Origin of the sequence: Thioalkalivibrio nitratireducens DSM 14787, from assembly GCF_000321415.2 — a bacterium.
Lineage (GTDB): Bacteria > Pseudomonadota > Gammaproteobacteria > Ectothiorhodospirales > Ectothiorhodospiraceae > Thioalkalivibrio > Thioalkalivibrio nitratireducens.
Map to the genome: position 1 here is coordinate 233,324 of NC_019902.2, position 23,975 is coordinate 257,298.

19 protein-coding genes are annotated in these 23,975 nt (G+C 66.6%); 11 read left to right on the top strand and 8 right to left on the bottom strand.

All coding sequences use genetic code 11. From position 1 onward, the window contains the following. Positions 1–43 precede the first annotated feature (43 nt). The 4 genes from metH to TVNIR_RS01145 all read left to right on the top strand — a co-directional run bounded on the left by metH (position 44) and on the right by TVNIR_RS01145 (position 6,742). Entirely contained in the window at positions 44–3,817 is a 3,774-nt protein-coding gene (gene metH / locus TVNIR_RS01130; RefSeq protein ID WP_015257104.1) for a methionine synthase, read from the top strand. Positions 3,818–4,076: 259 nt separating this feature from the next. After that, entirely contained in the window at positions 4,077–4,550 is a 474-nt protein-coding gene (locus TVNIR_RS01135; RefSeq protein ID WP_015257106.1) for a PH domain-containing protein, read from the top strand. Further along, a complete protein-coding gene (locus TVNIR_RS01140; RefSeq protein WP_015257107.1) occupies positions 4,547–4,870 on the top strand; it encodes a hypothetical protein in 324 nt (107 codons plus the stop codon). Before TVNIR_RS01135 ends, TVNIR_RS01140 begins: the two co-directional genes overlap by 4 nt. Positions 4,871–5,194: 324 nt before the next feature. Then, the gene (locus tag TVNIR_RS01145) at positions 5,195–6,742 is read left to right on the top strand and encodes a bifunctional GNAT family N-acetyltransferase/carbon-nitrogen hydrolase family protein (protein WP_043739012.1); all 1,548 of its coding nucleotides are present in this window, start codon (positions 5,195–5,197) and stop codon (positions 6,740–6,742) included. A gap of 372 nt (positions 6,743–7,114) precedes the next feature. On the opposite strand, the gene TVNIR_RS01150 is transcribed toward TVNIR_RS01145, so the two are convergent. Further along, entirely contained in the window at positions 7,115–7,915 is an 801-nt protein-coding gene (locus TVNIR_RS01150; protein WP_015257109.1) for a dienelactone hydrolase family protein, read from the bottom strand. A 446-nt stretch (positions 7,916–8,361) separates the two neighbouring features. On the opposite strand from TVNIR_RS01150, the gene TVNIR_RS01155 reads away from it, so the two are divergent. From TVNIR_RS01155 to TVNIR_RS01165, 3 genes are all read left to right on the top strand, one after another. After that, positions 8,362–9,216 carry a dienelactone hydrolase family protein gene (locus tag TVNIR_RS01155; RefSeq protein ID WP_015257111.1) on the top strand — a complete coding sequence of 285 codons (855 nt, stop codon included), beginning with the start codon at positions 8,362–8,364 and terminating at the stop codon, positions 9,214–9,216. Between the two features lie 105 nt (positions 9,217–9,321). After that, entirely contained in the window at positions 9,322–9,885 is a 564-nt protein-coding gene (locus TVNIR_RS01160) for a Slp family lipoprotein (RefSeq protein ID WP_015257112.1), read from the top strand. Further along, positions 9,882–10,376 carry a Slp family lipoprotein gene (locus tag TVNIR_RS01165; RefSeq protein ID WP_015257113.1) on the top strand — a complete coding sequence of 165 codons (495 nt, stop codon included), beginning with the start codon at positions 9,882–9,884 and terminating at the stop codon, positions 10,374–10,376. The genes TVNIR_RS01160 and TVNIR_RS01165 overlap by 4 nt, the downstream gene beginning before the upstream one ends. 19 nt (positions 10,377–10,395) lie before the next feature. Here the strand turns inward: TVNIR_RS01165 and TVNIR_RS01170 are convergent, their stop codons facing one another. The 4 genes from TVNIR_RS01170 to TVNIR_RS01185 all read right to left on the bottom strand — a co-directional run bounded on the left by TVNIR_RS01170 (position 10,396) and on the right by TVNIR_RS01185 (position 14,986). Continuing rightward, on the bottom strand, positions 10,396–11,616 hold the full coding sequence (locus tag TVNIR_RS01170; RefSeq protein ID WP_015257114.1) for a TraB/GumN family protein: 1,221 nt from the start codon (positions 11,614–11,616) through the stop codon (positions 10,396–10,398). 168 nt (positions 11,617–11,784) lie between these two features. Continuing rightward, positions 11,785–12,828, bottom strand: a complete 1,044-nt coding sequence (locus TVNIR_RS01175; RefSeq protein ID WP_083499314.1) for a hypothetical protein — start codon at positions 12,826–12,828, stop codon at positions 11,785–11,787. Continuing rightward, entirely contained in the window at positions 12,825–14,168 is a 1,344-nt protein-coding gene (locus TVNIR_RS01180; RefSeq protein ID WP_015257116.1) for an adenylate/guanylate cyclase domain-containing protein, read from the bottom strand. Before TVNIR_RS01180 ends, TVNIR_RS01175 begins: the two co-directional genes overlap by 4 nt. 11 nt (positions 14,169–14,179) lie before the next feature. After that, positions 14,180–14,986, bottom strand: coding sequence for an inositol monophosphatase family protein (locus tag TVNIR_RS01185; protein ID WP_015257117.1), 807 nt, complete (start codon positions 14,984–14,986; stop codon positions 14,180–14,182). Between the two features lie 98 nt (positions 14,987–15,084). Here TVNIR_RS01185 and TVNIR_RS01190 point away from each other — a divergent pair, with 98 nt between their 5' ends. Next, positions 15,085–15,441 (top strand): DUF3301 domain-containing protein, encoded by a 357-nt coding sequence (locus TVNIR_RS01190; RefSeq protein ID WP_015257118.1) that lies wholly within the window; start codon positions 15,085–15,087, stop codon positions 15,439–15,441. Then, on the top strand, positions 15,438–16,442 hold the full coding sequence (locus tag TVNIR_RS01195; protein WP_015257119.1) for a hydrogen peroxide-inducible genes activator: 1,005 nt from the start codon (positions 15,438–15,440) through the stop codon (positions 16,440–16,442). The genes TVNIR_RS01190 and TVNIR_RS01195 overlap by 4 nt, the downstream gene beginning before the upstream one ends. Positions 16,443–16,445: 3 nt before the next feature. Here TVNIR_RS01195 and TVNIR_RS01200 read toward each other — a convergent pair whose 3' ends face one another. Then, complete coding sequence (locus TVNIR_RS01200; protein WP_015257120.1) at positions 16,446–17,321, bottom strand: alpha/beta fold hydrolase; 876 nt, start codon at positions 17,319–17,321, stop codon at positions 16,446–16,448. A 171-nt stretch (positions 17,322–17,492) separates the two neighbouring features. On the opposite strand from TVNIR_RS01200, the gene TVNIR_RS01205 reads away from it, so the two are divergent. Then, positions 17,493–19,394, top strand: a complete 1,902-nt coding sequence (locus tag TVNIR_RS01205; RefSeq protein ID WP_015257121.1) for an ABC-F family ATP-binding cassette domain-containing protein — start codon at positions 17,493–17,495, stop codon at positions 19,392–19,394. Positions 19,395–19,522: 128 nt separating this feature from the next. Here the strand turns inward: TVNIR_RS01205 and TVNIR_RS01210 are convergent, their stop codons facing one another. Both TVNIR_RS01210 and TVNIR_RS01215 read right to left on the bottom strand, forming a co-directional pair. Continuing rightward, positions 19,523–20,818 (bottom strand): NAD(P)/FAD-dependent oxidoreductase, encoded by a 1,296-nt coding sequence (locus TVNIR_RS01210; RefSeq protein ID WP_015257122.1) that lies wholly within the window; start codon positions 20,816–20,818, stop codon positions 19,523–19,525. Positions 20,819–20,833: 15 nt separating this feature from the next. Beyond that, positions 20,834–21,436 carry a c-type cytochrome gene (locus tag TVNIR_RS01215; protein ID WP_043739969.1) on the bottom strand — a complete coding sequence of 201 codons (603 nt, stop codon included), beginning with the start codon at positions 21,434–21,436 and terminating at the stop codon, positions 20,834–20,836. 829 nt (positions 21,437–22,265) lie between these two features. On the opposite strand from TVNIR_RS01215, the gene TVNIR_RS01220 reads away from it, so the two are divergent. Beyond that, positions 22,266–23,927 (top strand): ammonia-forming cytochrome c nitrite reductase subunit c552, encoded by a 1,662-nt coding sequence (locus tag TVNIR_RS01220; protein WP_015257125.1) that lies wholly within the window; start codon positions 22,266–22,268, stop codon positions 23,925–23,927. The last annotated feature ends 48 nt before the right edge of the window (positions 23,928–23,975 follow it).

Below are 23,975 nucleotides of genomic sequence, written 5' to 3' on the forward strand. Positions count from 1 at the left end.
GCCTCGTGACATTCTTCCAAATCCAGACGCAGGTTTCGTGGTGATGACAGACAAGCAACCGATTCAACAGGCCCTGACCGAGCGCATCCTGATCCTGGATGGCGCAATGGGCACGATGATCCAGGAGTACCGTCTCGAGGAGGCGGATTACCGCGGCGAGCGTTTTGCCGACTGGAACAGCGACCTGAAGGGCAACAATGACCTGTTGGTGCTGACCCGGCCGGACGTGATCGAGGCGATCCACAACGAGTACCTCGAGGCCGGCGCGGACATCATCGAGACCAATACCTTCAACGGTACCCGCATCGCGATGGCCGACTACGCGATGGAGAACCTGGTGCCGGAGCTGAACCGCGAGGCCGCGCGGCTCGCGCGCCGGGCCGCCGACGCCTGGACTGCGAAGACGCCGGAGAAACCGCGCTTCGTCGCTGGCGTGCTCGGCCCGACCAACCGCACCGCCAGCATCTCCCCGGACGTCAACGACCCGGGCTATCGCAACGTTGATTTCGACACGCTGGTCGCGAACTACCGCGAGTCCGCCGCGGCGCTGGTCGAGGGCGGCGCCGACCTGCTGCTGATCGAGACCGTGTTCGATACGCTGAATGCGAAGGCCGCGGTGTTCGCGGTGGAAACGCTGTTCGACGAGACCGGGCAGCGGGTGCCGGTGATGATCTCCGGCACGATTACCGATGCCTCCGGGCGCACGCTCTCCGGCCAGACCACCGAGGCATTCTGGAACAGCCTGCGCCATGCCCGGCCGCTGTCGATCGGCCTGAACTGCGCGCTGGGGCCGAAGGAATTGCGTGCCTATGTCGAGGAATTGTCGCGGATCGCGGACACTCACGTCTCGGCACATCCCAATGCAGGTCTTCCGAACGAATTCGGCGATTACGACGAGACACCGGAGCAGATGGCGGTCGAGATCGGCGAATGGGCCGCCTCGGGTTTCCTGAATATTATCGGGGGCTGCTGTGGGACCACGCCGGATCACATCCGTGCCATCGCCGGGGCGGTGCAGCAACATCCCCCGCGCCCGATCCCGGAGATCGCCCCGGCCTGCCGGCTGTCCGGCCTGGAACCGCTGAACATCACCGAGGATTCGCTGTTCGTGAACGTCGGCGAGCGCACCAACGTGACCGGCAGCAAGCGCTTTGCCCGGCTGATCCGTGACGAGGACTACGAGACCGCACTCGAGGTCGCGAAGGACCAGGTCGAGAACGGCGCCCAGGTCATCGACATCAACATGGACGAGGGAATGCTGGACTCGCAGGCCGCGATGCAGCGTTTCCTGAACCTGATCGCCGGCGAGCCCGACATCGCTCGGGTGCCGATCATGATCGACTCGTCCAAGTGGGAGATCCTCGAGGCGGGTCTGAAATGCATCCAGGGCAGGGGCATCGTGAACTCGATCTCGCTGAAGGAGGGCGAGGCGAACTTCCTCGAGCAGGCGCAGCTGGTACGCCGCTACGGCGCAGCGGTGATCGTGATGGCCTTCGACGAGCAGGGCCAAGCGGATACCGAACAGCGCAAGGTCGAGATCTGCGGGCGCGCCTACCGGATCCTCACCGAGCAGGTCGGCTTTCCGGCCGAGGACATCATCTTCGACCCGAACATCTTCGCGATCGCGACCGGGATTGAGGAGCACGACAACTACGGCGTCGACTTCATCGAGGCGACGCGTGCGATCAAGCAGCGGCTGCCGCACGCGCTGGTCTCCGGCGGGGTGTCGAACGTCTCGTTCTCGTTCCGTGGCAACGAGCCGGTGCGCGAGGCGATTCACGCGGTATTCCTGTACCACGCGATCCGCGCCGGCATGGACATGGGCATCGTCAACGCCGGGCAGCTCGCGGTCTACGACGAGATCGAACCGGAACTGAAGGAGGCGGTCGAGGACGTGGTGCTGAACCGCCGTTCCGACGCCACCGAGCGGCTGCTGGATCTGGCCGAGCGCTACCGCGGCACCGGCGGGGCGGAGAAGAAGGAGGACCTCGAATGGCGGAGCTGGCCGGTTGCCAAGCGTCTGGAACATTCGCTGGTCAAGGGCATCGACAGCTTCGTGGTCGAGGACACCGAGGAGGCGCGCCTGGCCGCCGAGCGCCCGATCCACGTGATCGAAGGCCCGCTGATGGACGGCATGAACGTCGTCGGCGATCTGTTCGGCGAGGGCAAGATGTTCCTGCCGCAGGTGGTCAAGTCGGCACGGGTGATGAAAAAGGCGGTCGCCCACCTGATCCCGTTCATCGAGGCCGAGAAGGCCGGCTGCGGCGAGAACAACGGCCGCATCCTGATGGCGACGGTCAAGGGTGACGTGCACGACATCGGCAAGAACATCGTCGGCGTCGTGCTCCAGTGCAACAACTTCGAGGTGATCGACCTCGGCGTGATGGTGCCGGCGCAGAAAATCCTCGAAACCGCGCGCGAGAACAACGTCGACGTGATCGGGCTCTCCGGCCTGATCACGCCGTCGCTCGAAGAAATGGCCCACGTCGCCGCCGAGATGCAGCGGCAGGGCTTCGAGACCCCGCTGCTGATCGGCGGTGCGACCACCTCGCGCGCGCACACCGCGGTGAAGATCGAGCCCAACTATGGGGCCGGCCCGGTGGTTTGGGTGAAGGACGCGTCACGCGCGGTGGGTGTCGCCCAGAGCCTGATCAGCCCGGAGCTCAAGGGTGACTATGCCGAGAAGACCCGGGCCGAATACGCGGAACTGCGCGAGAGCCTCGCCGGGCGCAAGCAGCGCATCCACTGGCTCGGCCTCGAGCAGGCGCGCGCGAACCGGCCGCAGATCGACTGGGAGTCGTACCAACCCGTCCGGCCGCAGGCGCTGGATCCGGATTTCCCACTGCCGCAGGGCGTTTCCCGGCTGCAGCCCCATGGGCCGGATTCGGTATTGCTGCGTTTCGACGATTACGACGTCCGCGAGGTCGCGCGCTTCATCGACTGGACCCCGTTCTTCCACGCCTGGCAGCTGCATGCCGCCTACCCGCGCATCCTCGACGACGAGGTGGTCGGTGCCGAGGCACGCAAGCTGTTCGACGACGGGCAGAAGATGCTTGAACGGATGATCGACGAGGGCTGGGTGCGACTGCGCGGCGTGGTCGGGCTGTTCCCGGCCAACAGCGTCGAGTCCGACGACATCGAGGTTTACCGCAACGCAGGACGCAGTGACGTGCTGATGCGCCTGCACCACCTGCGCCAGCAGGTGCAGAAACGCCGCGGCGCCCCCAGCCATTCGTTGGCCGACTTTGTTGCGCCGAAGGAGACGGGCGTGCCCGACTGGATGGGCGCGTTCGCGGTCAGCGCCGGCGGTGACGTCGACGCACGCGCGAAGGCGTTCGAGGACGCCCATGACGACTACCACGCGATCCTGGTGAAGAGTCTGGCCGACCGCCTTGCGGAGGCTTTCGCCGAAGCGATGCACCAGCGCGTTCGGCGCGACTTCTGGGGCTACGCCCCGGAAGAAAGCCTCGACAACGACGATCTGATCCAGGAGCGATATACCGGTATCCGCCCGGCTCCGGGGTATCCGGCCTGCCCCGAGCACACGGAGAAGGGCCTGCTCTGGGAGCTGATCGATCCGGTCGAGAACGCGGGCATGACGCTGACCGAGAGCTACGCGATGCTGCCGGTTTCGGCCGTCTCCGGCTGGTACTTCGCGCATCCCGATTCGCGCTACTTCGGCCTGGGCAAGATCAACCGCGACCAGGTCGAGGACTACGCCCGCCGCAAGGACTGGAGCGTCGGCGAGGCCGAGCGCTGGCTGGCGCCGAATCTCGGCTACGACCCGGCGGAGCGGAAACTATCCGAGTCCGCCTGAGCCATGGTCCTCTTTCCCGTCCGCGGGAGAAGGGCGAGGGCGAAGGTGAAGGCACTCGGGCGGCGCCGTCCGTCCCTCCTTCCCCGCAAGCGGGGGAAGGGGGCTTCCCATTCAAGCGAAGTGGGCGATGTTGCCCCACGCTACTGGCTCCGCGGCGCTTCGCTCGCGGCCGCGCATCGGCGGCGGGTTCCGGCAATCGATACCGCTTTGGCCGCGGCTTCTGGCAAACTGTGGTTCTTGGAATTTCAGGGGGATTGCCATGACGAATCAGAACGAGCCTGCCTACGACTCCCATCCGGCGATGTTCCGGAACCACCCGCTCGGTTACCTGGTCACCTGGGTGCTGATCATCGCGCCGGTGGTGCTCCTGTTGCTGTTCCGCAAGCCGATCGCCGAGATGGGGGATTTTCCGCCGGCGATGCTGCTCGCTGCGACCGGCCTCGGGATCGTGGTTCTGATGTACTGGTTCGTGAAAACGCGGGCGACCCGGCTGCGCATCAACGGTGACCAGGTGCATCTCGAGGAGGGGCTGCTCAGCAAGCATCACGTCGACCTGCACGTCGGGCAGGTCCGGGCGGTGCGGGTATACCAGGGATTCCTGGACCGGATCTTCCGGGTCGGGCGGATCGAGGTCTTCACCACCGGCGATTCAGCCGAGTTCACCGTGGGGGGCATGCCCAACCCGAACCGCGTGCGCGACCATGTGCGCAATCGCCGGGAGTCCGCCGAGTGAGCAGCAGCGATCTGCGCGACAGCCGGTTGGCGCTGCGGATCCTGCTCGGCTTTTCGGCGCTGGTCGCGCTGCTGGTCGCGCTGGTCGTGCTGGCTGCGGCCGTCACCCTGCCGGGGCTGTCCGAGTGGGTGGCCGTGACCTTCGACAGCGGCATCGGGCTGAAGAACGCGGCGATCATCGCCGCGGTGATCGCGGTGACGGTGATGATCGTGTTCGCGCTGGCCGCGGGCGAGGGGATCATCGGCGAGATCCAGTTCATGATCCCCGGATTCTTCCTGTTCTTCGTCTTCTTCTGGCTGATGATCGCCTGGGTGTTCTGATCGGGCTTGGTGCCCAGGCCCGGTACTTCCCGGGGTGATGCGCGTGCGGGCCGGCGACGCCGCTCGCGAACGCGGGAGCGGGGTGCACAGGCAGTGCGGACCGGGCGAACGCGCGGCCTTCAGGCTTCATAGCTCTGCACCACTCGATCGAAGAGCCGGGCGCTGGCGTTGGCACCGTGGCGGGCGATCGCCGCAGCTTCGCGCCGCAGAGCGTCTCGTTGGACCCCTCTACCTGAAAGCGGGTGGATGCGTGCCGGAGGTTGCCGGGATCCCGGGCGCGGGCCAAAATCCGGAACCGCCCACGCCGACCGGGAGCCCGTGCCCATGACCGACAGCCACGACTCGGGCGTTACGCCCCACCACCTCACCCTTCGGCAGACCCGGCTGGACGATTATCCCGACATCTGCGAGATCATGGAGCGCGTGTACCCCGACTTGGACGGGGCGTGGAGCCTCGATCAGTTCACCTCGCAGGTTACGCGCTTTCCCGAGGGCCAGATCTGCATCGAGGACAACGGCAAGGTCGTTGCGGCCGCCATCAGCCTGATCGTCGAATACCGCCGTTTCGGCGACCAGCACAGCTACTGGCAGATCACCGGGAACGGCTTTTTGACCACCCACGATCCCGACGGCGACACGCTCTACGGTGTCGACATCTTCGTGCACCCGGATTACCGCGGCCTGCGCCTGGGCCGGCGCCTGTACGACGCCCGCAAGGAACTGTGCGAGAAGTTGAACCTGCGCGCGATCGTCGCAGGCGGACGCATCCCGGGGTACGCGAAATACGCGGATCACCTGACGCCGCAGCAGTACGTGGAGAAGGTGAAGAACCACGAGATCACCGATCCGATCCTAACCTTCCAGCTCGCGAACGATTTCCACGTCCGCCGAATCATCACCGACTACCTGCCGGCCGACGACAAGTCCGGGGCTTACGCGACGCTGATCGAGTGGCTGAACATCTACTACGAGGAAGAGGAGAAGGTGATCGGCGGCAGCCGCTCCGACGTTCGGGTGGGCGTGGTGCAATGGCAGATGCGCCCGACCGCCACGCTGGATGAGCTCTTCCTCCAGATGGAATATTTCGTCGATGCCGTGTCCGGGTATCGGGCCGACGCGGTGCTCTTCCCCGAGTTCTTCAACGGGCCATTGATGGGACAGTTCAACCAGGAGAACACCGCCGAGGCGGTGCGCAGTCTGGCCGAGTTCACCGAGGCGATCCGCGAGGAAATGGTGCGCCTGGCGCTTGCGTACAATATCAACATCGTCGCCGGCACGATGCCCGAGTACCACGATGGTGTGCTGCGCAACGTCTCATACCTGTGCCGGCGCGACGGTACCTGGGATCACCAGTACAAGATCCACGTGACTCCCGACGAGATCAGCTTCTGGGGCCTGCAAGGCGGCGACGACGTAAAGGTCTTCGATACCGACTTCGGCAAGATCGGCATCCTGATCTGCTACGACGTGGAGTTTCCCGAACTGCCAAGGCTGATGGCCGAGCAGGGCCTGCAGATCCTGTTCGTGCCGTTCTGGACCGACACCAAGAACGCCTACCTTCGCGTGCGCCGCTGTGCCCAGGCGCGGGCGATCGAGAACGAGTGCTACGTGGTGATCTCGGGAAGCGTCGGCAACCTGCCGAAGGTCGAGAACATGGACATGCAGTACTCGCAGGCCGCGGTATTCACCCCTTCAGACTTCGCGTTTCCGCACGACGCGGTGGCGGCCGAGGCGACCCCGAACACCGAGATGACGCTGATCGTCGACCTCGATCTCGACAACCTGAAGGAGTTGCGCAACCACGGCTCGGTGCAGAACCTGCGCGACCGGCGGCGCGATCTCTACGATGTCGTGTGGAAGGGGAGGCGCTGATGGCCACGCAGCGATTGAAAATCCGTAATCGTCCTGCCGGCCACACCCCGACCATGGCAGACGCGTAGACCCGATGTGATCTAACTCGGGGCGGAAGAGGCGCAAGGCCGTCATCCGCCGTGCCCGCGCCGGGGTTGCCCAGGCCCCCGCAGCGGCGCCAACTCTGTCTGGCGGATGACGCTGCGCTCGTCGGCCCTACAGGTCTCCCCAATCGGGACCAGCCGATCCCGTCGCGTTAGCCGGCCTGACGGATCTGTAATACCGCCAAAGCGGTCTGCGGCGACAGGTGCGGTCACCGGGTTGCCTGTCCGACACGTTCCAGCGTCGCTGCGCTTGTCCGTTCACAGCCTTCGGCCTTCGCGGCGAAAACAATCAGACCCGGTCGTTGAGGTAGGCGATCAGCCAGTTCCACGAGTCACGGTCGGCGCGCGCGTTGTAGCCCACCGGCATATCGAACTGCTCGGCAATCGCGTCGGCTCCGGGGTTGGTGAAACTGTGCGTCGCGCCGGCGAAGTCGATGAACGTGTAGTCGACGCCGGCGGTCGCCATTTCCTCGCGGAACGCGGCGATCTGTTCCGCCGGAACCAGCGGGTCGTCGACGCCGTTGAACACCAGGATGTCGGCCTTCACGCTGTCCGGCCTGGCGGGGTGCTCGGTGGCGAGCGCGCCATGGAAGCTCGCGACCATCGCGAGGTCGGCGCCGCTTCGGGCCGCCTCCAGCACCACACTGCCGCCGAAGCAGTAGCCGATCGCAGCGAGCGGTTCGCCGCCGGTCAACCCATGTTCCCGCAGCAGCGCCTCGGCGGCCTGGAACCGGCCCAGCATCGTGTCGCGGTTGCTGCGCACCGCAGTCGAGAACTCACGCGCTTCGCTCGGGTGCTCGGCGAGTTTGCCGGTTCCGTACATGTCCAGCGCGAAACCGACGTAGCCCGCCTCCGCGAGCATTTCCACGCGCCTGCGCGCGTGCGTGTCGTGCCCCCACCATTCGTGGACGACGATCACGCCGGGGCGCGGGCCCTCGCGCGATGCGTCATGGGCAAGATAGCCGGTCAGTTCGACTCCGGCGTGTTCGTAGGTGATTTCTTCGACATGGATCTCCGCCGCGGTCTGGGCGAAGGCGGTATTAATGGTCAGCAGCAGGGCAAACGCGACAACGACGATCATCCGGCGCATGGGGGCTCCTCGTTCGGTGGGTCAGGAGTGGGTGGCGGCCCGGGGCCCGGTCCGGTCGCGTCACTCTGGCGGTCGAGAATATCCGGCGCTTCGATCCCGTGCAATCGCACCTATTCGCACCGTCGCCGTGGAATGCGGACAGCTGGCTGGAAGTCTACTTTCTTACGGGAAAAGACGGCCGCGGTTGAACACGGAAAGAACGGACGGACGCGGAAAAGAGGTTCAACCCGTTTCCTCTTCCGTGCTTTCCGTGGCTCGCCTTTTCGTCTTGCAGGGTGGCCGCTGGCCATGAAGGTCAGCCCGTCGTTCCCTGTCAGCGCTTTCGCGATCCGGAAGCATTCAGGAGCCGGACGAATGGCCCCAGTTGCGCCACGCGGTGTACCCTCCCGATGGGTCGTTATCCGGAGTCGTGCAGCAGCGCACCACCAATGAAAGGAGTGCAGGCTATGGCGTACCGACTGACCGTGCTCATGTTTTTGCTGTTCGTGGCCGACCCTGCCGCCGCCGATGACCGCCACGAGTGGCTGGATCCGGCCTGGTGGTCCGAGGGGCAACTGCCGGTTCCTCCGAACCACAAGGTCACGTCGACCACCGAGACGCTGATCACGGACGAGGCCGATATTCCGATCTTCATCGCTCGCCCGGAAACGGAGGGTGAATTCCCCGGGGTGTTGTTCGTGCATGGCCGCCGCGGAGTGGACCCGCTGATAGAAGGGCACGTGCAACGTCTGGCGGCCCGCGGTTTCGTGGTCTACGCGCCCGATCTCTATGTCGGGCGCTTCGTCGAGGCCATGCCGATCGAGCACGACTACGCACTCGAGGCCGATCTTAACGACGTGCTCGACCACGTGCTCGCCACGGGGACGCATTCCGGGGATCGCGTTTGCGTGTACTCGCATACCCGGGGCGGGTACAAGAGTCTGAAACTGGCCGTGACCCTCGATCGCCAGTCCGATGCGCTGGCCTGCTACGTCAGCTATTACCCGCACATGCAGGATCCGAATGCCCCGGAACCCATGCAGGTGTACCGCTATGCGGGCGAGGCGGACCGGCTGACCCTGCCGGCGCTGATTTTCGTCGGCGAGCATGAACAGTACCAACGCAAGCGGGGGATCGACATGGCCGTGGGCAGCATGCAGGGCAGGGGACTGCCGGTGCAGCTGGTGACCTATCCAGGGGTGGGCCGGGGGTTCGATTTTCGGGAACCCCCGGTGCGGACCTTTGCCGACGATCTCGCCACCCGTGACGCGTTGATGCGGGCCACGGCGTTCATGAACCGGCAGCTGCGGGCCGGACACTGATCTCGCGCAGGCGCGCTGATGGCGTCCACAACGCGGATGCTGCACGGACGTTCACCCGCCCATCGGGCGGGGAACGCCGCCGTCGCCGCAAGGGTCTTATTAAACATGGACAGGTTGCGCCGATACGCCGGGTCCGTTCTGCCGGTTCTGTGCTGTGCTGCATGGCTGCTGGCGTCGTGCGCGACCGTGCCCGAAGCGCTCGAGCCAGTGCCTGAAGCCCAGCCGGGCATCGCCGAAGTCCGGTCTAACCCCGACGCCTGGGTCGGTACCGAAGTGGTCTGGGGCGGTGTAATTGCCCAGGTTTCGAACGAACCCGATGGCACGCGTTTCGAGATCGTCGCCCGGCCGCTGGCGCGCGAACAGCGCCCGCTGGCTGGCGATCGCAGCGAGGGCCGGTTCCACGTGTTTTTCGCCGACTTCCTCGATCCACAGGTTTACGCGCCGATGCGCGAGATGACCGTACGCGGCCGGGTCACCGGTGTCCGCTCCGGCAGCGTTGGCGAGTACCCGTATCGCTTTCCCGAAGTCGCCGCGGCATCGGTCCACCTCTGGCCCGTGCCGGAACCGGCCGTGATCTACCGGGATCCCTACTGGGATCCGTTCTGGGATCCCTGGCGTCCCTACTACCGGTATCCCTGGGCACCCCGGCGATGGGGGCCGTGGCCATGACGTCGCGGCCGCCGCGCGCGGTCGTGGTGCTATTGTTGTCGGTCGTGGTCGCCGCCTGCGCGACGCTGCCGCTTCCGGTACCGGAGGCCGGTACGCAGGTTACGCCCCGGCAGGCGGTCGAGATCGGCCAGCCGGTGCATGCACAGCTCTGGGGCGGCGTCATCGTCGGCGTCGACAACCGTTCGGACCACACGCTGCTGGAAGTCGTCGGTTACCCGCTGCGCAACCAGGAGCCCCGGACCGACCGGATGACCCATGGCCGATTCCGGGTGCAGGTCGCCGGATTTCTCGACCCGCTGGACTACCGGGTCGGTCGGAGGATCACTGCGTACGGGCCGGTCGAGCGAACCGAGGCCGGGCACATCGGCGCGGTCGAGTATGTCTTTCCGGTGATGGTCGGCACCGCGGTGCAGCTGTGGCCGGAGCCGGAGGTACGCGACCGGCGTTCCGGCGGTGTGACCTTCGGAATCGGGATCGGCATCGGCCTCTGACCCCAGGCCGGGGCACGGATCAGTTCCCCGCGCCGAAGAGATGTCCGAAGATGCGCGCACCGCCGATGTAGGTGCCGAGCGCCGAGCCGACCGTGGTCAGCAGAAACACCAGCAACACCCGCGAAACCCGGTTGCGCCACCAGCCCCTTGCGCTGGTGGTGTCGCGGCGCAGCTGGGCGAAGTCGCCGACTTGCGGCTTGCGCAGGTACAGTTCCACTGCGGCCGCGACGAACCCCACGCCAATGGTGGGATTCAGCGACGTCAACGGTGCCGCCAGCGCGGCGGTCACGATCGTCACGGGGTGGGCCAGTGCAATGGCTCCGCCGAGCGCGGCCAGGCCGCCGTTGATCATGATCCAGTCCAGCACCATCTGCAGACCCAGCTCGGGGTTGCGCGTGAAGCCGATCACGAAGCCGGCCAGGATCACGCTGACCACCACCCAGGGCAGATAACGGGGCCAGCGCGCCCGTGGCGGGGACTGCTCGAGTTCGCGCAACACCTCGGGCGGTGGCTGCCGGTCCAGCGCCACGTAGTTCTCGATCCCCTTGAGGTGTCCCGCCCCGACCACCGCGAGGATGCGTCGGTGGCCGCCGTCGGCCGCCAGCCGTCGCAGGTGCGCGGCCATGTAGCGGTCGCGCTCGTCGATCAGCGGGAGGTAGAGTTCGCGCGACTGCTCGGCAAACTCGCTGAAGGTCGATTCCAGCATGTCGCCCTGCTTCAGGCGCTCGATCTCCGATTCGTCGATCTTCTCCCGGCTCAGCACACTGGCGAACAGGCCGCCGACCAGCCCCATGCGTTGCCACCAGGGCACGGCCCGGTACGCGCGGCGCAGCGTCAGTCCGATGTCGCGGTCGATCAGCGCCAGCGGCAGCCCCCGGTCCATCGCGCCGTCGATCGCCGCGCGCATCTCGGCCCCGGGCTCGATCCCGTACTGTTCGGCCAGGCGCTGCTGGTAGGCGCCAAGCGCCAGGCTTGCGGCGACCATCGGAACCTGGCCTCCGCGGATGACGCTGAACAGGTCGAGCCTGCGCATCGCGTCCGGGTCGAGCATTGCGCGCTGCCGGCTCAGGCAGAGCTCGATCGCGACGGTGTCGAAGGCCTTGGTGGCAATCAGGTCGCCGACGATGCGGGCGCTGGCCGGGGATACGTGTGCGGTACCCAGCAGCACGATCTCGGTGTCGCCGATGCGGATGCGCCGATGCGGTTCCTCGGCGAGCAGGGGTTCGATGGCTTGGCTCATGTCGGCAAGAAGACGGAAAAACAGCCGGCCATCCTATCCGGAATATGCCCGGGGAGCGAGCGCAGCCATCCGCCGTGGGCTGAATGTGGCCCGGCATTGCGGCGGAACCCGCCTGGAAGTGCAGCGCGCCGCGCAGGAGTCGGTGCAGCCAGGATCTGCAGAGTGCATCTACTGGGTCCGCACCGCAGCGTTGCGGTCACGGAGGCTCTCCAGCCGTTCCTGTACCCGCTCCGCACGTTCCAGCGCCGCCTGCAACTCCGCGTGTTCCGGCGCCAGTTCGTGTCCGCGGCGCCACCGGTCGATCGCGGCATCGATGTCGCCGGTCGCGTACAGACGCCGGCCCTCCTCGAGCCACGCCTCGAGTTGCATGGCCAGCCGCTGTTCGATGTCCTGGCACAGCGCCGCGAGCGCGCCGTCGGTTCCGGCTCGGGCCGCATCCGTGCAGATGCGCTGCGCTGACTCGAGATCGTCGCCGGCAAGGGCCTGCTGGAGATCCGCGACGGTCGGACTGGCCGGCGTGTCGCGGGCTGGTGCGGGCGTCGACGGTTGCAGCGCAGCCAGCGTTTGTGCGCGCTGCTCCGACGGGACCAGCGCCTGTGCGAGCTGGAGCAGGGCCTGGCGTTCTGCCGGATCCTCGTGCGTCGCGGCCCGAGCGTCGAGCGCCCGGGCGAGTGCCCGGGCCTCGCGCTGCAGTTCTTCCGGGCCCATCGGCAGTTCACCCGGGCCGGTGGCCAGGCGGCTCATGCTCTCGATCAGGCGCTGGCGTTCCAGCAGGCTGGCGGCCTCCAGTCGCAGGTAGTCGGTGTTCAGCGCCTCCAGTTCCACGGTCCGGGTCGCGGTCAGCAACTCGATCTGACGCTCCAGCCGCGGGTCGTCGGGCAGCCGGTCACGCGCCTGACGCAGCGTGACCAGCGCCAGTGCAAGGTCACCGTCGGCGGCCAAGCGTTCGGCCTGCCCCAGGACTTCGCGACCGGCGCGGTTGGCGGCGGCCGCGATCTCGGGCTTGCGTTCCAGCAGCGGCTCGAAGCGGGCGGACTCCAGGTTGTCGAGGAGATCCAGCGCGGCGCGGTAGTCCTCGGCCGCAAGGAACCGTTCGAGGCGATCCTCGTGCATCTCGGGAGGCAACACCACGGCGCAACCCTGCAGGATCAGCAGCAGCAATCCCGCCGCGAGCGGAACCGAGGGGGTGGTCCCGTGTAGGCTTGGGGTCATCGTTCCTCCAACACGCACAGCAGTTCCACCTCGTCTGCCACGCCCCGGAGCTGCCGGCGCCCGCAGGATCGGATGCGGAACCGCCGGGCGAGTTCGTCGCGGTCCATGAAACCGTCGGTAACCAGAAGCGAATCCGGCTTCGCGATCTCGGTCAGGCGCGAGGCGAGATTCACCGGATCGCCAACCACGGTGTACTGCATCCGGTCCTCGGCGCCCAGGTTGCCGGCGAGCATCCGCCCGGCGTGGAGGCCGATGCGGAATTCGGTACGAACTTCGCCGCGTTGCTCGCGTTTGCGGTTGATTTCGCGGATCGTGTCCAGCAGTGCGAGGCCTGCGCACAGCGCCTTCAGGCGATGGTCCGCGTCGGGCCGGGTCACGCCGAACACGGCCATCGTACAGTCGCCGATGTACTTGTCGACCACGCCGCCGTGCGCCGCGATGGTGCTTGCCATCGGCCCGAAGAACTCGTTGAGAATCCGTCCGAGTTCGGCCGGATCGAGCCCCTCGGAAAGCGTGGTATAGCCCTTGATGTCGGCGAACAGCACCGATCCCTCCACCGGGCGGCCCCCGAGTTCGACCCGGTCCAGGTTGTCGAGAATGTCCTGCGCTACTCCGTCCGACACGTAGCGGCGCAGCGCGTCCTCGACCTGATCCTTGCGCAGCAGGTCGGTACTCATGCTCTGGAACGCGTGGATCAGTTGCCCCAGTTCGTCCTGCACGAGGCTGGGACTGGGCGCAACCGCAGCATGTTCGCGTGTCGCTCTGGCCAGACGCTCCAGCGGCCGGACCATCCGCTTGCTGATCGTGATTGCGAGCAGCAGCCCCAGGATCGATATCACGACCGCGGTGGCGACACCGGCCCGGATCGTGTTCTGCAGCAGTCCCTGCATCGGGGCGGTGTCGATGTAGGCCTCGACCCATCCCACCTCGACGCCCTGGAACAGGACCGGTCGGTACTGGTAGTGGCTCGATGGAACCAGCGACCAGTGCGGGTGTGCATCCAGCGGCTGGGTGCCCGGGCGCTGGCCGGCACTGGCCAGCAGGCCACGGTCGTTAGCATGGACCGCGAGGAACTCGATGTCGCCGTCCTGCAGTTGCGCCTGGACCAGCGTCTGCACCGCCAGCCGATCATCGGCGAGGATCGGTTCCGCGGAAGCCCGGGCGATGTGCCCGACGATCAGTTCGGCCTGCACCCGGATCTGATTGTGCAGCACGTCGCGTACTTGGTAGAGAACCAGTGTTGCCAGCGCCACGACGGTGAGCAGCGTCAGTGCGGAGATGACCGCCGCCAGTTTCCACGCGATCGGCAGGTAACGGGGCAGGACGGGGGCCAGTGCCACGGCAGCAGGGGTCAGCGCCGCTGGTCGAGCCAGCGCAACCAGTTTTCGTACAAAGCCGGCGTGCGGGCGGCAACCGCCGAGGGTTTTTCCAGCGTGCGCCGGAACACCGGTCCGCGCTCGAGATCACTGGCCTTGCCGCCGGCCTCGGCCAGCATCAGGCCGCCCGCAGCGCTGTCCCACAGAGCCTGCCCGCCGTGCAGGTACAGGTCGGCCCGGCCGGCGGCCAGCCAGGCCCATTCCAGTGCGCAGGCGCCCAGGTTACGCTGCGATCGATAGGGCGGATTCTCGACCAGCGCGCCGGCCAGCTTCGGGTGCAGTCGCTTGTAATCGATCAACGCGGTGCATTCGCGAAGCTCGGTGTTCTCGCGCAATCGCCGGGGAATCGGCTCTCCGTTCAGACGCAGCCCGGTCGAGCGCGTGGCGCTGAAGAGCTCGTCCCGGACAGGATCGCAGGTCGCACCGAAGAGGACGCCGGTGTCGTCGACCAGCGCGAGCGAAACCGCGAAGAACGGCAGACCGCCGGTGAAGTTGGTGGTGCCGTCGAGCGGATCGAGCAGCCAGAACGGGCCGTCGCCGTTCAACACTTCCTGCTGGTGCTCGCGGGTCTGTTCCTCGCTCAGCACCGGAATACCGGGAAACCGGGCTGCAAGTACTGCCCGCATGCGTTCGTCGACCGCGTGGTCGGCACTGGTGACCAGGCTGCCATCGGCCTTGCGGGTTACCGCCAGTCGGCCCTCGAAGCGGGACAGCAGTTCTTGCCTCGCGACGTCGCGCAGGGCTATCAGCAGGGAATCGATCGTATCGGGTGTCGGGATCATCTCGGGACCACAAAAAATGGGCGGGGCGGACGGCGGAGCCGGCTGCGGGGCACGCCGGGGGTGAGAGCCGTGGAGCCTTGCGCGTATCATACCCGTTCATGACTGGACTCTTCGTGATTCTTGCGCTCGTGCTGGCCGCCGTCTACTTCAACGATGCCTGGCGCAGTATCGAACGGGCGCGCAAGGTGGCGCGCGATGTGTGCGCCCGTGCCGGGGTTCAGTTCCTGGACGGGAGTGTGGTGGCGGCAGGGGTGCGCCCGGAATGGAGCGACGGTCGCCTCGGTCTGGTGCGGCGCTACCGGTTCGAGTTCGCCACCGACGGCAACGCGCGCTACGTGGGCGAACTGTCGCTGCGGGGGCGCCGTGTCCGGGTCGTCAGCATGGACCTCCCGGAAGGAGGGCGCCTGCTCGACCCGGACTCGACCGGTTCGGAATCCGGCCGCGAACGCCCATGACCCTGAACGAACTGCGCTATGCGGTGGCGGTGGCCCGGGAACGGCATTTCGGCCGCGCAGCCGAAGCCTGCCACATCAGCCAGCCGTCGCTGTCGGTCGCCGTGCGCAAGCTGGAGGAGGAACTCGGGATCACCCTGTTCGAGCGCGGGCACGGCGAAGTCACGGTCACACCGGCAGGTGAAGCGCTGATCCGTCAGGCGCGACGGGTGCTGGACGAGGCGGGTGCGTTGAAGGAGATGGCGGCGCGGCAACAGGATCAACTGTCGGGTCCGCTGCGGCTCGGAGCCATCTACACGGTCGCCCCGTACCTGCTGCCCGAACTGATCCCGGTGCTGCATGAACGGGCCCCCGGGATGCCGCTGGTGATCGAGGAAAACTTTACCGCGGTGCTGCGTGATCGGCTCAAGGAAGGGGAACTCGACGCGATTGTGGTGTCCCTGCCATTCGACGAGCCAGGCGTGGTGACCCTGCCGCTGTACGACGAGCCGTTCGTCGCGGTCCTGCCGGCCTCGCATCCGCTGAACAGTCGCGAACCCCTGACGATGGACCGGCTCGCCGAGGCGACCCTGCTGCTGCTCGGAGCCGGACATTGCTTCCGCGACCAGGTGCTCGAGGTATGCCCCGGATGCCTGCATCAGGCCCGCGCGGCGGGCAGCCCGTCCAGCAATCTAGAAGGTTCTTCGCTGGAAACCATTCGGCACATGGTTGCCTCGGGAATGGGGGTGACGATCCTGCCCTGCACCGCCGCCGGGGCCGATCGTTATGCCCAGCGGTTGCTCGCAGTTCGGCGTTTTGCCGAACCGATACCCAGCCGGCGGGTCGCGCTTGCCTGGCGAACGAGCTTCCCCCGGCCCCAGGCGATCGAGGCGCTGCGCCGGGCGGTGCTCGACACCGGCCTGAGCTGCGTACGCTTCATCCGGCCGGGCGAGCGTTCCGACCAAGATCGCGGCGCGACGGTCGGCGCGGGCGGCGGAAGCCGCACCCCTCGGGGATCGCCGTGATCGTCAGTCCGCTGCGGCCTGGCGCGCGGCGATCCGCTCCAGGATCAGGCGTGCATCCCGGGCCTCCAGGCCGTGTTCGAGGGGACTGGGGATCACGGTGGCACGGCCGCGCAGTGCCGGAACCTGGTTCAGATCCTGGCTGAAGGCCGGAACCAGGATATCCCCGCCCATCCGGAAATCGGTGTTGCGGACTACCGCGTCATAGGTGATGTCGGGGTGTTCCTGCGTGTTCAGCCACCCCAGCAGGTTGCCCGGCGCGGGCGGGGTCAGGTCGACCAGCGCGGCCCGTGAATTCCGGATCGCATTGTAGTTGCCGCCGACGACCTGGCGCGTGACGATCTGCCGGAACGGTCCGAACAGGCCCCGGTTGTCGGTGGCCTCGAGCGCCTGGATCGCGCGGGAGGTGCCGAGATGCGGGCTGGCGATGGTGATCAGGTGTTCGACCGAACCGGCACCCCAGCGCACCAGCGCGAGCCGGGCGACTACGCCGCCCGCAGAATGTCCGACGAGCGTCAGTTGCTCGCCGGGGTGGTGCCGCTCGATCGCCCGACGCATCGCGTTGAGCCAGTCCGCCTGCACGGCGAGCGGTGCGCTGGCCGGCAGGGTCACCGTGTACACGGCCGGTTCCTGGTACACGGCCGGTTCCTGCGGCCCGGTGGTCCCGGCGAGCTGCGGCTTGCCATCGGCAGTCGGGCGCCAGTCGCCTCGGTAAGGCCAACCGGAGGTCTGCAGCACGTCGATCACGCCGGCGCGCTGGAAGCTCTCGCCGTCGCCGAGGTAGCCGTGTACCAGCACCAATACCCCGGCCGAAGCCATCGGGCTCCAGAGCAGAAGTACCAGCAATGCCGCGAGCAGGCGGCCGATCGTGGGTCGTTTCATGGTTGTGTCCTCGCTGTTCCCGGCGCCGACCGGGGTTGCGGTCGTGCCATCGCCTGACTACCCGGTATATTAGCAAAGACTAATCAGATATTGCTGGCAACGGCGGGCGTTCGGACGCGACGGTTGTGCCCCGATTCGCCGGGGCGCGGTGCAGGCACTACACTGACGCGCATGATTCGGTTCGACGACATGGAGTTACGCCGCGGCGGCCAGGTGCTGATCGGCGGCGCGAGTTTCGGAATTCATCCGGGATGGCGGGTGGGCCTGACCGGGGCCAACGGCTGCGGCAAGAGCAGTCTGCTCGCCGCGCTGCGCGGCGAGCTTGCGCCGGACGCGGGTCGCATCGAGATGCCGCGGGGCTGGGTGTGTGCGCACCTACCGCAGGAAGTGGAAGCGAGTCCGCGTCGCGCGGTCGATTACGTGCTTGACGGAGATGCTGCTCTGCGGGCGCTGCAGGAGCGCCTGGAGCACTGCCAGGACGGCACCGAGCGCGGGCGGTTGTATGCCGAGATCGACGCGATCGACGGCTGGAGCGCCGAGGCCCGGGCCCGGCAGCTGCTGGCGGGTCTCGGCTTCGCGCCGGGCGATCCCGATCGCACGGTAGCGGAGTTCTCCGGCGGCTGGCGTATGCGCCTGGGGCTGGCCCGAACGCTGATGACGCGTTCGGACCTGCTGCTGCTCGACGAGCCCACGAACCATCTCGACTTCGAGGCGATCCTGTGGCTGGAGGGGTGGCTTATGCGTTATTCCGGCACCCTGATCGTAATCGCGCACGACCGGCGTTTCCTCGACTCGGTGGTCAGCCACATCGCTCATATCGAGCACCGGCAGATCCAGCTGTACACCGGTAACTACAGTGCGGCCGAACGCAGGCGGGCCGAGGCCGTGGCCCAGACCGAGGCCGCCGCCCGGCGCGTGGCCGAGGAGCGCGCGCATCTCGAACGCTTCATCGCGAGGTTCCGGGCCAAGGCGACCAAGGCCCGGCAGGCGCAGAGCCGGCTGAAACGCCTGGAGAAGCTGGACGAGGTCGCGCTGATCCGGGCGGCGCGGCCGATGCACCTGCGCATTCCGGTACCGGACCGGCTGCCGGACCCGCTGCTGCGCCTCGATCACGCCGGCGTTACGGTGGAAGGCCGGGTGCGGCTGCACCCGACGACGCTGCGCCTGCGCCCGGACGACCGTATCGGCGTCCTCGGCGCGAACGGCGCCGGTAAGTCGACCCTGCTGGCCGTGCTCGCGGGGCTGCTCCCGCTGACCGAGGGTGGCCGTGCGGTCGAGCCAGGGCTGAGGGTCGGCTATTTCGCCCAGCACCAGCGTGAACAGCTCGACGATGCGGCGAGCCCGCTGCTGCACTTGCAGCGGCTCGGCGGCGACAGTACCGAGCAGGAACTGCGCAATCTCCTCGGCGGGTTCGGCTTTTCGGGAACCCGTGTCGACCTGCCGGTGGCCGGCCTGTCCGGCGGCGAGCGCGTGCGGCTGGTATTGGCGATGCTGGTCTGCCAGGGCCCGTCGGTGCTGCTGCTGGACGAGCCCACGAACCACCTGGACCTCGACATGCGCGAGGCCTTGGCGGAGGCCCTGGAGGAGTATGCGGGGGCGCTGGTCGTGGTCTCGCACGACCGGGATCTGCTGGCGCGGGCCTGCGACCGGTTCTGGCGCGTAAGGGATGGCCGGGTGGAGGACTACGACGGCGATCTCGACGACTACGCCCGTGAACTGACCCGGGGGGCGCCTGCCAGCGAGATTGCGGCGAGCGACGGTGCACGCACCGGGGATGCAGGGGAACGCGAGGGTGGTCGCGAGCGGCGGCAACAGGCGGCGCGGCAGCGCGAAGCACTGAAGCCGCTGCGCAACGCGGCGGAACGCGAGGAGGCACGCTGCACCCGGTTGCAGGGGGAACTCGATGCGCTCGAGGAGGCGCTGGCGGACCCGGGCCTCTATGACCAGGGTGACGGCGGACAGCTGGAATCGCTGCTGCAGCGCCAGGGTCAGCTACGTGCGGAACTCAAGGCCGCGGAGGCCGCGTGGCTCGAAGTGCTGGAGGCCCTGGAAAACGCCCGGATGGAGGCCTGAAGCCCGCGTTGGTCTGGGACGCCCGCGCGACGCCCCGGGCGGTCCTTGCGCGCGGCCGAAGCCGGTTGCCGCGCGAACGAGAAACCCGCGGCCGCCCGAGAGGCGGCCGCAGTGCGCGAGGGCTGGCGTCAGCCGAAGCCCTGGTCGGTCAGGTTGTCGTACCAGCTGGCTGCATAACGCGCCTCGCGGCCCTGGAAGCGGTCGTCGGCGCCGGCTGGCGACACCGCGACCGAGTCTCCCACCGGGACGATCGCCTGCTCGCCGTCATCGGTCTCGCCCGCCTCGTAGACGCCGGAGACCGAGATGCTGTGCTCGGGCGTCAGTAGGCTGTAGCAGGTGTTGAAGTACGCCGGAGCGCCGGGCTCGCGGCCGTTGATGTGGTCGACTACGGCGAGTGCCGCCACTTTCGCGGTCGAGGCCGCGATGTACCCGGATTTCGGCAGTGCGCTGCTGACCATCGCGTCGCCGATCACGTGCACGTTCTGCGCGATCGTCGACTGCAGGTCACGGTAATCGACAGGACACCAGCCGGAGTCGTCGGTCAGGCCCGAGTCGACCGCGATGCGTCCAGCGGTCTGCGGCGGGATCACGTTGATCACATCCGCCTCGAGGTCGTCGAACTCGGTGTGCAGCGTCTTCGCGGCAGGGTCCACCCGCCGGACGCCACCAGCGGTTTCGAAGCCACCGACCCACTCGATCATGCCCGGGTAATGGCGTTCCCAACCGGCCTGGAACAGGCCCTGCTTGGAGAAAGCGTCCTTGGCATCGTAGATCACGATTTTCGCATTCGGCTTGTGCCGCGTGCAGTAGTTCGCGATCAGCGCTGCGCGCTCGTAGGGTCCGGGCGGGCAGCGGAACGGGTTCGGCGGAGCGACGATTGCGACCACGCCGTTCTCGGGCATCGCCGCGACCTGGTCGCGCAACAGCTGCGTCTGCGGCCCTGCCTTCCATGCATGGGGCAGCACCTGTGAAGCCGCCTCGTCGTAGCCCTCGATCGCATCCCATTGGAAATCGATGCCGGGTGCTACGATCAGGCGATCGTAGGGCAGGCTCTGCCCACCGGCGGTCAGGACCTTCTGCCCTTCGGTATCGATTCGGGTGGCGGTGTCGATCACGACATTGATGCCGCGCGCCTTCACGTTGTCGTAGCCATGCGTGAGGCTGTCGAGGTCGCGCATCTCGGCCAGCACCCAGTTGCTCATGTAGCAGGTGATGTATTCCGGATTGGCCTCGACGATGGTCACGTCGATCGCCGGGTCCAGCGCCTTCACGTAGCGGGCCGCGATCGCCCCGCCGGTGCCGCCGCCGACGATTATGACGCGGGCCTTGGCCTGACTGCCCCAGGCCGTGCCGAACGGCAGCGTTGCCGCGAGGCCGCCCAGGCCCGCAGCCTGAATGAATCTCCTTCGAGTGAAATTCGCCATCTGTCCGTCTCCTGATCAGTCAAACACGTAGGCCGCGGGATCCTGCTGGCTGCCGTAGTAGTGAACCAGCGCTTCCAGATCGTCGACCGAAAGCAGCCGCCGCTCCATGCCCCTTGGCTGCCAGCGTCCGTGCTCGCGGAAGTCCTCGAAGGAGTCGCGCAGGTACGGCATCCACTGTCCCGCGATCGGTGCCGTGTCCGGCTCCGGATACCGGCCGCCCTCGGAATGGCAGGTATTGCAGTGCTCGTCGTGAATTGCGGCACCGCGCTCGGCGAGTTCGGGATCGAAGTCCTGCTGCGCCGGCAGGTAGGGCTGGGCGGCGAAGAACTCGGCCATCGCCTCGAACTGTTCCTCGGTATAGCCGATCGCTACGCGGTCCATGATGGTTGCGTACCGGCTGCCGTCCTTGTACCCCATCATCGAGTCCACGAAGTATTCTTGCGGGAACCCGGCAAGCGACGGCGTCGCCGGCCCAACGCTGTGGCCGTTGTAACCGTGACAGCCGGCGCACTGGAACGCGAGCATCTCGCCCGACAGCGGCGTGTTGTCTGCAACCGCTGCCGAACCGGCCGTCAGCAGGCCGGCGACTACGATCGCCTTCAGTCTGTTTCGTCTCATCATTTCTCCTTCGCCCCTTGGGCTGATCAAAGAATCGTGCTGGGCGTCTTCGTGCGCCCTCTGGATGCCATGGATATTGTTTTCCGGCGTCGCGCCCGGCAACGGGCTCTGGCCGGAGAAGCGATGCGGACCCATGAGTCGATTCGTGCTTTGCGTATTAGCAATACGTTGTATTTTGAGACTCTCTGATTTTGGTCTGGCGCACGCTCCTTATACATTACATCATTCCCGAGAAATTGCTCGAGCGGCTGCGCGGATCGCCGCAACCCAAGACAAATACTGGAAAATCAATTATATATATAGGTTTTTGTGGTGTGTCGCGAGGTAGAGATCCTATGAGGGTAGTGATTTGTACCCATACGGAGGTAGCCATGCTACCCATGCCGCGGGTGGCTGCCATTGGTAATGTTGAAACCATCGTGGGGAGGTGGTGTGATTTCTTGCGTATGGCGAGGTCGGTGGGCAAGGGGATGTGCTATATAGTGTCCGGTAAGGATGCGAGCAAAACCTGATGGTGACGTCGCAGTTGAAGTCATCCGTCACGATCGATCGGGCATGGGAATGAGTGCCCAGGGAGCAGCAGAGGAAGGCAGCACCCGGATCATCGCATCCGACCTCTCGGAAAACAGGGGCGCGGCTTGTAACCGCGCCCCTGCTTGCCTGAGGGGGCCGAGGGCGGCGCCAGGTTCGGGGCTTCGTCCGCACCCGGATCCGGGGGTGCTACAGGGGTGGGGCTTTCGAAGGGATGTCCCGCATAGACCGTAAAGGCAGACAAACGGCTCGAAGGGCTGCGGACAAGCCCGGGGGGCCGAGGAGAGGAGAACCTGTTATGAATGATCTCAACAGACTCGGCCGTGTGGGCCGATGGATTGCGGGGGCAGCCTGTCTGTTCCTTGCCTCTGCCGCTCACGCGGAACCGGGGGAGAACCTCAAACCCGTGGATGCGATGCAGTGCTTCGACTGCCACACGCAGATCGAGGACATGCACACAGTTGGCAAGCACGCCACCGTGAACTGTGTCCACTGTCACGATGCTACCGAGCACGTCGAAACGGCCAGCAGCCGCCGCATGGGCGAACGGCCCGTTACACGCATGGATCTGGAGGCCTGCGCTACCTGCCATACCGCACAGTTCAATTCCTTCGTTGAAGTGCGCCACGAGTCGCACCCGCGCTTGGAGAAGGCGACGCCGACGAGTCGGTCGCCGATGTTCGACAAGCTGATCGCCGGTCACGGTTTCGCGTTCGAGCACGCCGAACCGCGCAGTCACGCGTTCATGCTGGTCGATCACTTTGTCGTCGACCGCGCTTATGGCGGCCGCTTCCAGTTCAAGAACTGGCAGAAGGTCACCGACGGCATGGGGGCGGTTCGCGGCGCCTGGACAGTGCTGACCGATGCCGACCCCGAGAGCTCGGACCAGCGCCGGTTCCTGTCGCAGACGGCCACCGCCGCAAACCCGGTGTGCCTGAACTGCAAGACGCAGGACCATATCCTTGACTGGGCCTACATGGGTGACGAGCACGAAGCGGCCAAGTGGAGCCGGACCTCGGAGGTGGTCGAGTTCGCGCGTGACTTGAACCATCCGCTGAACTGCTTCATGTGCCATGACCCGCATTCGGCCGGTCCGCGCGTCGTGCGTGACGGCCTGATCAATGCGGTTGTCGACCGCGGGCTCGGGACCTACCCGCATGACCCGGTGAAAAGCGAACAGCAGGGCATGACCAAGGTCACGTTCCAGCGCGGCCGCGAGGACTTCCGGGCGATCGGCCTGCTCGATACGGCGGATTCCAACGTGATGTGCGCCCAGTGCCACGTGGAGTACAACTGCAACCCGGGTTACCAGTTGAGTGACGGGTCGCGGGTCGGCATGGACGATCGTCGCGCCAACCACTTCTTCTGGGCCAACGTGTTCGACTACAAGGAAGCCGCGCAGGAGATCGACTTCTTCGATTTCCGGCATGCCACCACCGGAGCGGCGCTGCCGAAGCTGCAGCATCCGGAGGCCGAGACGTTCTGGGGCTCTGTCCACGAGCGCAACGGCGTCGCCTGCGCCGACTGCCACATGCCCAAGGTTCAGCTGGAAAACGGCAAGGTCTACACCAGCCACAGCCAGCGCACGCCGCGTGACATGATGGGCCAGGCGTGTCTGAACTGCCATGCGGAGTGGACCGAGGATCAGGCCCTGTACGCGATCGACTACATCAAGAACTACACTCACGGCAAGATCGTCAAATCCGAGTACTGGCTTGCCAAGATGATCGACCTGTTCCCGGTCGCGAAGCGGGCTGGCGTGTCGGAGGATGTTCTGAACCAGGCGCGTGAGCTGCACTACGACGCACACCTGTACTGGGAGTGGTGGACCGCGGAAAACTCCGTCGGTTTCCACAACCCCGATCAGGCGCGTGAGTCGCTGATGACCTCGATCAGCAAGAGCAAGGAAGCCGTTAGCCTGCTGAATGACGCAATCGACGCCCAGGTGGCTTCGAGATAAGCTGAAGTTCGACAGCCTGGAGGAGCCGGTGCTGGTCACCGGCTCCTT